The sequence below is a fragment of the Janthinobacterium sp. UMAB-60 genome (assembly GCF_900095235.1).
Lineage (GTDB): Bacteria > Pseudomonadota > Gammaproteobacteria > Burkholderiales > Burkholderiaceae_D > Janthinobacterium.
The window spans coordinates 244,708-258,339 of the sequence record NZ_LT607488.1 but is presented as its reverse complement, the minus strand read 5'-3'; the positions used below and the strand labels follow the sequence as shown (position 1 = coordinate 258,339).

General features: G+C 61.5%; 10 protein-coding genes. All 10 read left to right on the top strand.

All coding sequences use genetic code 11. The features are described 5' to 3' along the window. A complete protein-coding gene (locus tag K0F86_RS13825; RefSeq protein ID WP_219134895.1) occupies nt 1–1,641 on the top strand; it encodes an alpha-amylase family glycosyl hydrolase in 1,641 nt (546 codons plus the stop codon). Beyond that, nucleotides 1,638–2,549 carry a carbohydrate kinase family protein gene (locus K0F86_RS13820; protein WP_219134894.1) on the top strand — a complete coding sequence of 304 codons (912 nt, stop codon included), beginning with the start codon at nt 1,638–1,640 and terminating at the stop codon, nt 2,547–2,549. The genes K0F86_RS13825 and K0F86_RS13820 overlap by 4 nt, the downstream gene beginning before the upstream one ends. A gap of 94 nt (nt 2,550–2,643) precedes the next feature. Beyond that, a complete protein-coding gene (locus K0F86_RS13815; protein WP_219134893.1) occupies nt 2,644–3,930 on the top strand; it encodes an O-acetylhomoserine aminocarboxypropyltransferase/cysteine synthase family protein in 1,287 nt (428 codons plus the stop codon). A gap of 589 nt (nt 3,931–4,519) precedes the next feature. Continuing rightward, nucleotides 4,520–7,216 (top strand): TonB-dependent receptor, encoded by a 2,697-nt coding sequence (locus K0F86_RS13810; RefSeq protein WP_219134892.1) that lies wholly within the window; start codon nt 4,520–4,522, stop codon nt 7,214–7,216. A 743-nt stretch (nt 7,217–7,959) separates the two neighbouring features. Next, a complete protein-coding gene (gene glpD, locus K0F86_RS13805) occupies nt 7,960–9,510 on the top strand; it encodes a glycerol-3-phosphate dehydrogenase (protein ID WP_219134891.1) in 1,551 nt (516 codons plus the stop codon). A 147-nt stretch (nt 9,511–9,657) separates the two neighbouring features. Further along, nucleotides 9,658–11,157, top strand: coding sequence for a glycerol kinase GlpK (glpK, locus tag K0F86_RS13800; RefSeq protein WP_219134890.1), 1,500 nt, complete (start codon nt 9,658–9,660; stop codon nt 11,155–11,157). 42 nt (nt 11,158–11,199) lie between these two features. Then, entirely contained in the window at nt 11,200–11,907 is a 708-nt protein-coding gene (locus K0F86_RS13795) for an MIP/aquaporin family protein (protein ID WP_219134889.1), read from the top strand. Nucleotides 11,908–12,021: 114 nt separating this feature from the next. Continuing rightward, nucleotides 12,022–12,603: a DJ-1/PfpI family protein gene (locus K0F86_RS13790; RefSeq protein ID WP_219134888.1), complete on the top strand. Its 582-nt coding sequence runs from the start codon at nt 12,022–12,024 to the stop codon at nt 12,601–12,603. 246 nt (nt 12,604–12,849) lie between these two features. Then, complete coding sequence (locus K0F86_RS13785; RefSeq protein ID WP_257572152.1) at nt 12,850–13,098, top strand: AraC family transcriptional regulator; 249 nt, start codon at nt 12,850–12,852, stop codon at nt 13,096–13,098. Continuing rightward, nucleotides 13,032–13,580: a GyrI-like domain-containing protein gene (locus K0F86_RS13780; RefSeq protein WP_306823200.1), complete on the top strand. Its 549-nt coding sequence runs from the start codon at nt 13,032–13,034 to the stop codon at nt 13,578–13,580. The genes K0F86_RS13785 and K0F86_RS13780 overlap by 67 nt, the downstream gene beginning before the upstream one ends. Nucleotides 13,581–13,632 lie beyond the last annotated feature (52 nt).

Genomic DNA, 13,632 nt, shown 5'->3' with positions numbered 1-13,632 from the left:
ATGAAGACCGTGCTGACCGCCCTCGCCGCTTTGCTCTTCTGCGCACCGGCGCAGGCGGGCAGTTTCGCGGACAACCCCATCGTCTACTTTGCCGTGACAGACCGTTTCGCCAACGGCAATCCCGGCAACGACCACAGTTATGGCCGCGCCGCCGACCCGCAAGGCGGCGACGTGGGCAGCTTTCACGGCGGCGACATCGCCGGCATCACGCAACAGCTGAAAGCCGGCTATTTCACGGCGCTGGGCGTCAACGCCCTGTGGATCACGGCGCCGTATGAACAGATCCACGGCTGGGTGGTGGGCGGCAAGCAGCAATTCCAGCACTACGCCTACCACGGCTACTGGGCGCTCGACTACACCACCATGGACGCCAACATGGGCACGCGCGACGAGCTGCGCGAGATGATAGACACGGCGCACGCGCAAGGCATCCGCGTGCTGTTCGACGTGGTGCTGAACCATCCCGGCTACGCGGACTTGCGCACCCTGGCCGAATACAAGGTACCCGTGCTGTGGCCCGGCCATGAAAAGGCCGGCTTGCGCGACTATCACAGCTTCATCGACTACAACAACTTCGAATTCAAGCAGTGGTGGGGCCCGGACTGGGTGCGCGCGGGCTTGCCCGGCTATCCCGACGGCGGCCAGGACGACTACACGATGCAACTGGCGTACCTGCCCGACTTCCGCACGGAGAGCGGCAAGGCCGTGGGCCTGCCGCCCATCCTGCAGCGCAAGACGGATACGCGCGCCGTGGCCCTGCCCGGCACCACGGTGCGCGGCTACCTGGTGCACTGGCTGGCCGACTGGGTGCGCGAATTCGGCGTCGACGGTTTCAGGGCCGACACCGTCAAGCACGTGGAACCAAACAGCTGGCTGGCCCTGCGCGCGGCCGCCACCGATGCCCTCAAGGATTGGAAAACGCGCCATCCCGAGCAGAAAATCGACGACGCGCCGTTCTGGATGACGGGCGAAGCGTGGGGCCATGGCCCCGAGCGCAGCAGCTGGCATGACGCGGGCTTCGACTCGATGATCAATTTCGATTTTCAAGGCCGCGCTGGCGGCGACTGGAAATCCATCGATGGCGTGTACCGCCAGTACGCGGGCCTGCTAGGCAAGCGCATTGGCAATGCGCCCCGCTACGACATCCTGTCGTATATCTCCTCGCACGACACCAGCCTGTTCCCGCGCGATCAATTGAAACATGGCTTGAGCGCCCTGCTGCTGGCGCCGGGCGGCGTGCAGCTGTTCTATGGCGATGAAAGCGCGCGCCAGCCTGGCGCGGCGCCCGTCGGCGACGAACAGCAGGCGACCCGCTCCGACATGAACTGGTCATCGCTCGATGCGGCCACCCTCGCGCATGCGCGCAAGCTGGGCCAGTTCCGCTTGCGCCATCCTGCCCTGGCGCGCGGCGAGCATCGGTTCATCAACGACAAGCCGTACGCCTTCGCCCGCGTGATCGATGGTGACGCCGTCATCGCCGTGCCCGAAGCGCAAGGCGCCATCGCACTGAAGGTGCACGGCGTCTTTGCCGATGGCACCAGTGTGCGCGACGCCTACACCAATCAAACCTACATCGTCAAAAATGGCGCCGTCGCCGTGAACGCGGCCGGCAGCGTCCTGTTAGAAAAGGCAGCACCATGAGTACCTATGACGTCTTAGTGGTCGGCGGCGCCGGCATCGACACCATCGTGCGCGTCCCGGACCTGCAACTGCCCGTCGCCGATTCGCTGCACGTGGCGCCCATCCGCGATTATGTGGCGCACACGGGCAATGGCGTGGCGCTCGGTTGCCACGCGCTGGGCTTGCGCTGCAAATTCATCGACTTCATCGGCGACGATGCGCAAGGCGCGGCCATCCTGCAGCGCCATAAAGATACCAAGCTCGATTTTTCACACATCGTCGAACCCTCGGGCACGCGGCGCAGCGTCAACCTGGTCGACCCGCAAGGGCGCCGGCTGTCGCTGTACGACGGCCGCCACCCGGAAGACCTGCGCATGCCGGCCGCCTTCTATCTGCCCTACCTGGGACCGGCGCGCCACGCGCACTTTTCCATCATGGGCTGGGTGGCACAGCTGTTTGACGACGCGCAAGCGTGCGGCACGACCGTGTCGACCGATTTGCACGACTGGGATGGCGTCAACCCGCACCACAAGGTCTTCGCGCTGCGCGCCGACCTGGTGTTCCTCAGCACGGCGGCGCTGGGAGAACGTCGGGACGACGTCATGCGCGCAATTATTTCGGAAGGCCGCGCGCAGGCCGTGATCGCCATGGCCGGCGCGCATGGCGCCTACCTGCTGGAACGCGCCAGCGGCGAAGTGCGGCACTACCCGACGGCAGGCTTGACGCTGCCCGTGGTGGACACGAATGGCGCGGGCGATTCCTTCGTCGCCGCCTTCTTGCACGCCTGGCTGGACGGTGCTGGCATCGACGCCGCCATGCGCCGCGGCGCCATCGGCGGCGCGTTTGCCTGCGCCCAGCATGGCACGCATGAACGGTTTATCGGGCTGGCAGAGCTGCATGACTTATATCAAGACGGCACTAGCTTATGACTTAATATTCTATCAAGCGTAGCAACGGGCTAAGGGACGCGTGGCACAATGACTGCGGATTTCACCACCGCATACCATAGCAACCGGAGACTACATGAGAATCGAAACCCTGGCCGTGCATGCCGGCTACACCCCCGACCCGACCACCAAGGCCGCCGCCGTTCCCATCTACCAGACGGTGGCCTACGCCTTCGACAATGCCCAGCATGGCGCCGACCTGTTCGACCTCAAGGTCGCCGGCAATATCTACACGCGCATCATGAACCCCACGCAGGACGTGCTGGAAAAGCGCGTCGCGGCGCTGGAAGGCGGCGTGGCCGCGCTGGCTGTGGCGTCGGGCATGGCGGCCATCACCTACGCGATCCAGACGATCGCCGAAGCGGGCGACAATTTCATCTCCGCCAGCCAGCTGTATGGCGGCACCTACAACCTGTTTGCCCACACGCTGCCGCAGATCGGCATCGAAGCGCGCTTCGCCGACGCGCGCCAGCCCGAGACCTTCGCCGCGCTGATCGATGCGCGCACCAAGGCCATCTTCTGCGAATCGATCGGCAACCCGCTGGGCAATGTCACCGATGTAGCCAAACTGGCCGAGATCGCGCATGCGCACGGCATCCCGCTGATCGTCGATAACACGGTACCGAGCCCCTATCTGTTCCGCCCCATCGAGCATGGCGCCGACATCGTCGTCCATTCGCTGACCAAATATCTGGGCGGCCACGGCACCACCGTGGGCGGCGCCATCGTCGACAGCGGCAAGTTCCCGTGGGCCGAGCACAAGGAACGCTTCAAGCGCCTGAACGAGCCGGACGTGTCGTATCACGGCGTCGTCTACACGGAAGCGTTCGGCCCCGCCGCCTTCATCGGCCGCGCGCGCGTCGTCCCGCTGCGCAACATGGGCGCGGCCATCTCGCCCCTCTCCGCCTTCCAGCTGATCCAGGGCATCGAGACGCTGGCCTTGCGCATGGACCGCATCTGCGACAACACGCTGGCCCTGGCCAAGCACCTGAAAAACCATCCGAAAGTCGCGTGGGTCAATTACGCGGGCCTGGAAGACCACCCGGACCACGCGCTGGTGCAGAAATACATGAATGGCCGCGCCTCGGGCATTTTGTCCTTCGGCCTGAAACTGGCCAACGGAGAAGATCCGCGCGCGGCCGGCGCGCGCGTGCTCGACGCCCTGCAGCTGTTCACGCGCCTGGTCAATATCGGCGACGCCAAGTCGCTGGCCACGCACCCGGCGTCCACCACGCACCGCCAGCTCAATCCGGCGGAGCTGGCCAAGGCCGGCGTGTCCGAAGACATGCTGCGCCTGTCGGTCGGCATCGAGCATATCGACGACTTGCGCGAAGACCTGGAGCAGGCATTGAACGCCGCCTGAGTCCAGTTGAAATCAGGCTGAAGGCCTGTCCCGGCATAGGCATGCAACCCCCGCCGGGACAGGCGCGGCGTTCTCTGGAACCCGGTGCCCGCACCTTTGCTGCAAGGTGCCGCCATCGAGTTGTGCAGCATAAACAGCAGTGCCTGCACGAGTCGCTACCCGTATTCGGCCTGGCCACGGACAGTACGTTCAGCGATAGTATCTTTTCCACGGGCAATATCCGGCTGGACCACGTTCATGGCAAAAAATACCCCTTAAGCGAAATGTGCCACCCTGGCTTCTTCGTTCTTCGGAGGCGCCGGCGTGCGTGGTGGCCCGACATGTCAAACGCGAGACTTATTAATTCAGAGAAATATTTCTTAAATCCCTGTTTTTTCGTTGCTTACTAACAACATCATACCTGCCGCTGCCAGCCCATAGTTGTATAGTTAAGTTGGTCTTATGGAAAAGATTGTTTAAAGTGAATCCATAAAACTTTTGGCAAAAATAAAGCAACAATAATTTCAATAAGGGATCGTTCACTGATACCAATGGCTTGAATTTTGTTGTTTATTAAAAATAATCAATTATTTACAAGGGCTCGGAGAATATGATTTTTCAAGAAAAAAAGAGCGTTCATGCGGTTAAAATCGCACTGAGCGTCATGGCCGGAAGCATTCTCATCGCTAGTCAAGTGCAAGCACAGCAAACCGACGTCGCCAACGATAAAATACAGCGCGTCGTCGTCACCGGTTCCAATATTTCGCGCGTCGATATGGAAGGCCCGACCCCAATCGAGGTCATCAAGCGTGCCGAGATCGCCAAGTCCGGCGCCTCAACCGTGATCGAATTATTAAGCAAACTGCCATCGATCTCCGTCTCCCTCGACGGCAACAGTAGTTCCACCTTCGCCTCCGGCGCCTCGTCGGCCGCGTTGCGTGGTCTCGACTCCAAGTACACGCTGATTTTGTTGAATGGCCGCCGCCTGGCCAACTACGGCTTCGCGATCGGCGCGGAGAATTCCTTCGTCGACTTGAACAGCCTGCCTTTGTCGGCCATCGAGTCGGTGGAAATCCTGCGTGATGGCGCTTCGGCTATTTATGGCTCCGACGCCGTCGCTGGCGTGATCAACTTCAAGACCCGCACCAACTACCAGGGTGTAGAGGGTAGCGCCAACATCGGCGCCAACCAGCAGGGCGACGGCCAGACCGGCAACGTCAGCCTGACCTCCGGTTGGGGCGATCTGGAGAAGGATGGGCGCAACCTGCTGTTGACGCTGGACTTGTACCGCCGCAATCCGCTGGTTTCGGACAAGCATTCGAACCTGGCGGCACACGATTTCCGCAAATTCGGCGGCTCCGACAACCGCAAGACCAACGAGTACCTGGGCTGGATCCGCAACCAGAGCAGCGGCGACAAGGGTTATGTGATCCCCGGTTGCCAAGGTACCGTAGGTGTCTCCGGCACCGGAGACAATGTCTGCTTCACCAATCCGGCTTCGAACCTGACGCCGAAGCAGGAGCGCGCCGGTATTTCTACCATGTTCACGCAGCGCCTCAACAGCACCGACGAATTGTTCCTGGAAGCCGGTTACACCCAGAACTCGTCGACCTTTACCGATGGATCCCCCAACTTTAGCAGCGCCAACTACAAGACGGCCGGCTCGACCAACCCCGGTCTGGCGACGCTGCCGGACGGCAGCGATGGCACCGTGAACGGCTTCTTCCCTGGCGATCTGGTGCAGGTTTTCCGCAGCGTCTACGAGGCCGGCAAGCGGACCTCGAAGGTGACCAGCAAAACCACACGCGTGGTCGGCGGCTGGCGCGGTACGCTGGGCAAATGGGATAGCGAAGGCGCAATCAGCCTGAACCAGAACAAGTTGAGCGACGACGCCGACAAGCAATCGCTGCTGGACAAGTCGACGGCGGCCTTGCAAGCCGGCTTGCTGGGCAAAGCGGGTGGCTACGATCCCTTTGTATTGAATAATCCGGAAAGCGCCTACTTGCCTTTCCTGACAACAACTTCGCACCGCTCAACCTCCAAGCTGAGCAGCGCCGAATGGAAGATGAGCACGCCTGAATTGTTCACGCTGGGCGGTGAATCAGTTGGCTTCGCCTGGGGCTTGCAGGGTAGCCACGAGTCGATCGACGATGTCGCCGATCCGCAGATGACAGCCGGCAACATCGTCAACTTTGGTGCAACCAGCAGCAAGGCCAGCCGCACGGTGTATTCCATGTACGGCGAGTTGAATGTACCGATCGCCAAGCAAGTGGAAATGCAATTGGCGCTGCGCGGCGACCATTACAGCGATTTCGGCAATTCCTACAACCCGAAAGTGGCGCTCGCATGGCGTCCGAACCAGCAAGTGATGTTGCGCGGTTCGGCCACAACCTCGTTCAAGGCACCGACCCTGCCGGAGATCGCCTCGACCACCACCGCCTACGCCACCGTGGCCGACTGGGCGCGTTGCGGGCCGTTGGGTTACGTCGGGGTACAGTGCTCCTACAGTCCCAAGGTTTACCTGTCCGGTAATCCTGATCTGAAGGCGGAAAAGGCGAAGAACTTCTCCTTGGGTATCGTCTTGCAACCGATCAAGAACCTGTCGGCTTCGCTGGATTGGTATAGCGTGCGTCAAAAAGACACGATCCAGACCCTGGATGCGCAATACGTGCTCGATCATGAAGACACGATTCCCGGCTTCGCCGCGCTGATCGGCCGCGACCCGCGCAATCCCGCTCTGGAAGCGAATAATCCCGGTTTGAACAAAGGCCGTATCAAGGACATGAAACTGCCTTTCCAGAACGTTGGCAAAACGAATGTCGAAGGCCTGGATCTGGATGTGAAGTACTCGTTCAAAGTGGGTGAATACGGCACCGTGAAACTGCGTGAGTCCAATAGCTACAACTTGAAATACGAGCAAAGCATCGCGCCGGGCAGCGAGCCGACCGACCGCCTGGACGGCATTTACCATCCGAAATGGTCGAACACGCTGCGTATCGGCTTCGAGCGCAAGGACAACGAAGTGGCCCTGACCGCCCGTACGTACGCCAGCACGAAGAATATTGACGATCCGACGAAACTGCAGGACGCCGCCATTACCAACAACCGTATTGGCGCGTACACAGTGTGGGACATGAATATCAACTTCAAGCCCGTCAAAGACCTGGATGTGAGTGTCGGCGTCAACAATATGTTTGACAAGGGCACCGTGTACTCGAACAGTGCGTATGTCGATACCTATGTCAACGCGATGAACGATATCGTCGGCCGTTATATTTACTTGAACGCACGCTACAAGTTCAAATAATCGCCGATTTCACATGGCAGTCCCCGGACTGCCATCGCTGAAAATCGCCACCTGCAAGCGAATGCCGTTCAGTGTAGACTGAACGGCATTTTTTTTGTGGCTTGTAAACGCCCGGGCCAGTTGTTCATTCGTGCGGCGACGCTCAATGACACCCACTAAGGTGGCCCCATCGGTCAAGCCAGATTGTCTGCGCGTTTACGCTGTATCTGTTTCCAATGCTGCAACTGGTCGGCGCCGCCGCATGATCCCACCTTTACGCCGCTGGAGGGTACCATCCTCCAGCGGCTGCCCCCGGCAAAGCTTGCAGCGTTCATGTCGCTGCGAGAGCAGCCATTTCCACACCGCCATACTTGTCGATGATCAGCGCCCCTCATGCTCCAGGCAAGTGACCAGCAGTTGGCCTATGCGCCACCGCTCATGGACGATATGGCGCGCCAGCAGACACGCATCCGCCAGCGCACGAAATGGACGATGGTGTGAAATCGTGTTGCGAAAACGAATCGAAACGAACAATAAAGAAGAATTATATGTTGTTAAATTTTCTAACGTGCGTAGAATAAACAAAAAAAAGCGCGTTATTCTTCACTTCAGCGCAGTTCTCTTCCTGTTCGCATGAACGCCCGGATGCGCCCATGGCAGTGGCAGGCAGGCGCATGACAGCGACTGCGTGGCGCGATGAGAAACACCTGAAACCATGCACTTTTTATAGCCCATAGCGGCCTATCACCACCTTCAGGATCATGATGCAATCGACAATCAAGCAGCTAGCGCAACAGGACTGTGATCTTTTAATCGTCGGCGGCGGCATCAACGGCGTCGGTATCGCGCGCGATGCGGCCGGCCGCGGTTTGCGCGTCATCCTGTGCGAGCAGCACGATCTGGCCCAGCACACGTCCTCGGCCAGCACCAAACTGATACACGGCGGCCTGCGTTACCTTGAGTATTACGAATTCAAGCTGGTGCGCAAGGCCTTGCAGGAACGCGAATTGCTGTTGCGCACGGCACCGCACATCATGTGGCCGCTGCGCTTCGTCATGCCGCACGATGCCGGACAACGGCCGGCCTGGATGATCCGTGCCGGACTGTTCCTGTATGACCATCTGGCGCGACGCGCTTTCCTGCCGGCCTCGCAAGGCGTGTCGCTGCGCCAGCACGTGGCGGGCGGACCGCTGAAAGGCGATTTCGGCAAGGGCTTCGTGTACTCCGACGGCTGGGTGGACGATGCGCGCCTGGTGGTGCTCAATGCGCTGGACGCGAGCGAACGCGGCGCCAACATCCTGACGCGCACCCGCTGCGCGGCGGTGCGCCAGGAAGGCCAGGGCTGGCACGCCACGCTGGAGAGCGAGCAGCATGGCCGCATCGACGTGACGGCGCGCGCCATCGTCAACGCCGCCGGCCCCTGGACCGCGCAATTCGCCAACGCCGCCTCGGGCGTGAGCAATACGCACGGCCTGCGGCTGGTCAAGGGCAGCCACATCATCGTGCCGCGCCTGTTCGATCATCCTTACGCCTATATTTTCCAGAACCAGGACAAACGCATCATCTTCGCCATTCCCTATCAGGACGAGTTCACCCTGATCGGCACCACCGACCTGGAATACACCGGCGAGCCCGGCAAGGTGACGATCAGCGACGGCGAAGTGAGCTACCTGTGCGAGGTGGCCAACCGTTATTTCACCAAACAGATTGCACCGAGCGACGTGGTCTGGACCTATTCCGGGGTGCGACCGCTGCTCGACGACAGCGCGCAAAACGCCTCGGCGGTGACGCGCGACTACCTGCTCGAATGCGACCCGGACACCGCCCCCTTCCTCAATATCTGGGGCGGCAAGATCACCACTTACCGGAAACTGTCGGAAGAAGCGCTGGCCATGCTGCAGCCGCGCCTGGGCGGCGATGCGCCGGACTGGACCGCCTCGGCACCCTTGCCGGGCGGCGACTTGCAGCAAGCGGGCGCGCTGGTTGAGAACATCGACTTCGAGCGCTTTGCACAACAACTGCAGGCCCAGTACCCATGGCTGCCTGGCAAGCTGGCGCAACGTTATGCGCGCTGTTACGGCACCCGCGCCAGGCGCATGCTCGGCACGGCAAAGAAGATGACGGATCTGGGCGAGGAACTGACGCCCGGCGTGTACGAACAGGAAGCGCGCTATCTGTTCGAGGTGGAATGGGCACGCTGTGCCGAAGACATCCTTTGGCGCAGAACCAAATGCGGCTTGTACTGCCAGCCGCGGCATGTGGCGCGTCTGGAGGAATGGATCAAACAGATGTCGATGCCTGAGATGAGCGCTTGAACAAATAAGCCTGAGAGCCAGGCGGCTTTGCCTTGCCTGGACCATCTCCCTGGACACGGGATGACAGTTTTACCGAGTGACCGGCGCGGCAAAGACCGGCAAAAAAAATCAACTATAGACGGAGAAGAAGACATGCAGAAAATGGCGATGAAGGACCAATACATTCTTGCGCTCGATCAGGGAACGACAAGCTCACGCGCAGTGTTGTTTGATCGGGCCGGCAACATCGTCTCGGTGGCACAAAAGGAATTCCCGCAAATATATCCGCAGCCGGGTTGGGTCGAACATGACCCGCAGGATATCTGGTCGACGCAGGCCGGCGTCGCCGCCGAAGCCGTCACGCACGCGGGACTGAATGGCGCATCGATCGCCGCCATCGGCATCACCAACCAGCGCGAAACGACCATCGTCTGGGATCGCGAGACGGGCCGCCCCGTGTACAACGCCATCGTCTGGCAAGACCGCCGCACGGCCGATTTCTGCGATGAACTGAAAGGCCGCGGCCTCGAAGCCATCGTGCGGGAAAAAACCGGCTTGCCGATCGATTCGTATTTCTCCGCAACCAAGATCCGCTGGATACTCGACAACGTTCCAGGGGCGCGCGAACGCGCCAACCAGGGCAAGCTCGCCTTCGGCACTGTCGACAGCTGGCTGGTCTGGAATCTCTCGCAGCAAGGACTGCACGTCACTGATGTCACCAACGCTTCGCGCACCATGCTGTTCAACATCCACACGCTGCAATGGGACGACGAGTTGCTGGCCATGATGGATATCCCGCGCAGCATGCTGCCGGAAGTGCATCCGTCTTCCGCCGTCTACGGCACCACCAAAACCACCTTGTTCGCCTCCGCCGTGCCGCTGGCTGGCATCGCCGGCGACCAGCACGCGGCGCTGTTCGGCCAGATGTGCACCAAGCCAGGCATGGTCAAGAACACCTACGGCACAGGTTGCTTCCTGGTGATGAACACGGGCGAAAAACCGATTGAATCGAAGAACAATCTCGTCACCACAATCGCGTGGCAGATCGGCGAACAAGTCAACTACGCGCTCGAAGGCAGTATTTTCATCGGCGGCGCGGTCGTGCAATGGCTGCGCGACGGGCTCGGCATCATCAAGAGCGCTTCTGAAATCGAGGCACTGGCACGCTCGGTGCCGCATGGCGACGGCGTCTATCTGGTGCCGGCCTTCGCCGGACTCGGCGCACCGCATTGGAATCCGCGCGCCCGCGGCACGCTGTTCGGCGTGACGCGCGGCACCACCTCGGCCCACATCGCGCGCGCTGCGCTCGACAGCATCGCCTACCAGTCGCTGGACGTATTGAAGGCCATGGAAGCCGACTTGGGCGGCAAGATCACCGAATTGCGCGTTGACGGCGGCGCGGTGGCCAACGATTTGTTGATGCAATTCCAGTCGGACCTGCTCGGCGTGGACGTGGTGCGCCCGCAAATCACCGAAACGACGGCCCTGGGCGCGGCGTATCTGGCCGGCCTGGCGGTCGGTTACTGGAAGGATGTCAGCGACATACAGGACCAATGGAAACTGGACCGCCGCTTCACGCCGGCGCTCGACGCGAACACAGTGAAGACCCACATACAGGGATGGCAGCGTGCGGTCAACGCCAGCAAAGCCTGGGCCGATGCGGTCTGATCGACCACACGCCCATCCCTCCCACCTCACTGGAAGTCTCACATGCATCCTTTATTCGCCGAATTCATCGGCACCACCTTGCTCGTCCTGCTGGGCAATGGCGTGGTCGCCAACGTCATCTTGCAAAAAACCAAGGGCCACAACAGCGGCCTGGTCGTGATCGCCATCGGCTGGGCGATGGCGGTCTTTGTCGCCGTGCTGTGCACCGCCACCGCCAGCGGCGGCCACCTCAATCCGGTGGTGACCGTGGCGCTGGCGGTGGTCGGGAAATTTCCCTGGGCAAATGTCCCCGCCTATGTCGCCATGCAAATGCTCGGCGGCATGATGGGGGCGTTTCTGGTATGGGTCATGTACTACAAGCACTTCGAGGCCACCCCCGATGGCGACACCAAACTGGCGGTCTTTTGTACCGGCCCGGCGATCCGTGGCACCTTCGGCAGCCTCGCTTCCGAAATGATCGCCACCTTCGTCCTCGTGTTTGCCGTGCTGAACATGGCGGCGCCGAGCTTCGGACTGGGCGCCATGAGTGCCTTGCCGGTCGCCCTGCTGGTGCTGGGCATCGGCGTGTCGCTCGGCGGCACCACGGGTTACGCGATGAGCCCGGCGCGCGACTTCGGTCCGCGCATCATGCACGCGATCCTGCCCATCCCGGGCAAGCGCGACAGCGATTGGCGCTATGCCTGGGTACCGGTCGTCGGCCCGCTGCTGGGCGCCGTCCTGGCGGCACTGCTGTACAACTATAAAGTCTGATTTCGATCCCACTCCTCCCCCGCGTCCGCCGTACAGGGCCGTCTTGCCATGCAGGACGGATGACAACGCACGGCCGACGCGGCGTGGAGCAGGCACTTTCACCAGGAGACACACATGGCAGCGAAAAAAATCTTGTTTTTGACCGGCGATTTTGCGGAAGATTATGAAATGATGGTGCCGTTCCAGGCATTGCAGATGGTCGGCCACACGGTGCATGCCGTCTGCCCGGGCAAGAACAGCGGGGACAAGATCAAGACCGCGATTCACGACTTCGAGGGCGACCAGACCTATACCGAGAAGCCGGGGCATCTGTTTGCGCTCAATGCCAGCTTCGACGAAGTCGAGGTGGGCGACTACGACGCCCTGATGATCACGGGCGGTCGCGCGCCCGAATATCTGCGCCTGAACCCGCGCGTGATCGAGATCGTGCGCCAATTCGCCGCCGCCGACAAACCGATCGCGGCCATCTGTCATGGCGCGCAAGTGCTGGTCGCCGCCGATGTCATCCGCGGAAAACGCATTGCGGCGTATCCCGCGTGCGCGCCGGAAGTGCGCCTGGCCGGTGGCGACTATGCGGACATTGCAGTGGACCAGGCAGTCACCGATGGCGGTTTCGTCACGGCGCCGGCATGGCCCGCGCACCCGCAATGGCTGGCGCAATTTCTCCAGCGACTGGGAACAGCAATCACGCTCTGATCCGTGAAACAGCTAAGTAATCCGCAGTCAATTATTATGAATTTATGAAGAACATAAGCGGATGCTTGCAAGCCGCCCGCTGCGACGCAGTGCGAGCACTGCTAGCGCGGCTGGGATTGCGGCTGGGCCATGTATCACTGCCGGCATAAATCGACGACTGGCGCAACGAGCTGGAACCGGCCTTGAACGCGGCCTGAGGCCCTGTTTCAAACCGCACGGAGGGGACTTCATGCCATAATCGGCGGCATGTCTTCTCCTCCTACTCCCCCTGAGCAGCCGGTATCTGGCCTGTTCCGCGCCGAATATGCGCGGCGCATGAATGCCGTGCTCGATCATATCGACCGCCACCTCGACACGCCGCTGGACCTGGCGCAGCTGGCCGACGTCGCGCATTTTTCGCGCTTCCACTTTCACCGCGTGTTCGCCGCCTGGATGGGCGAAACGCTGGGCGACTATGCGCGCCGCCGGCGCCTGGAAACGGCCGCCTTGCTATAGAGAGCGTCCCATGCAAGTTACCATCCTCGACCTGCCGCCCGCCATCGCGGCGTGCCCAGCGCCATATCGGTCCCTACGGCCCCGCCATCGGTGCATTCTGGCGCGACACCGTCGCACCATGGATGCAGTCGCACGGCCTGGGCGACGCCACCTGCTATGGCATCGGACATGACGATCCCAGCATCACGCCGCCCGACAAATGCCGCTATGACGCCTGCGTCGCCTTGCCAGAGGGCTTCCAGCCAGGCGGCCGGGCCAGCATCACCACCCTGCCCGGCGGGCGCTATGCGGTAACGCAGTTCAAGGGGCCGTCCAGCGCCATCGCCGAGACGTGGACGCGCATGACGCGCGAATGGCTGCCGGCCAGCGGCCTGCAGTGGGACGAGCGCCCCTGCTTCGAGCGCTTTTCCGCCGCCACGGCCATGGACCCGGCCACCGGCGAATTCTCTTGCGAGATCTGCATTCCCGTGCGGCCCCTGTAACAACAGCGTAGGTCGGATTAGCGCGCAAGCGCGTAATCCGACATGACAGGCC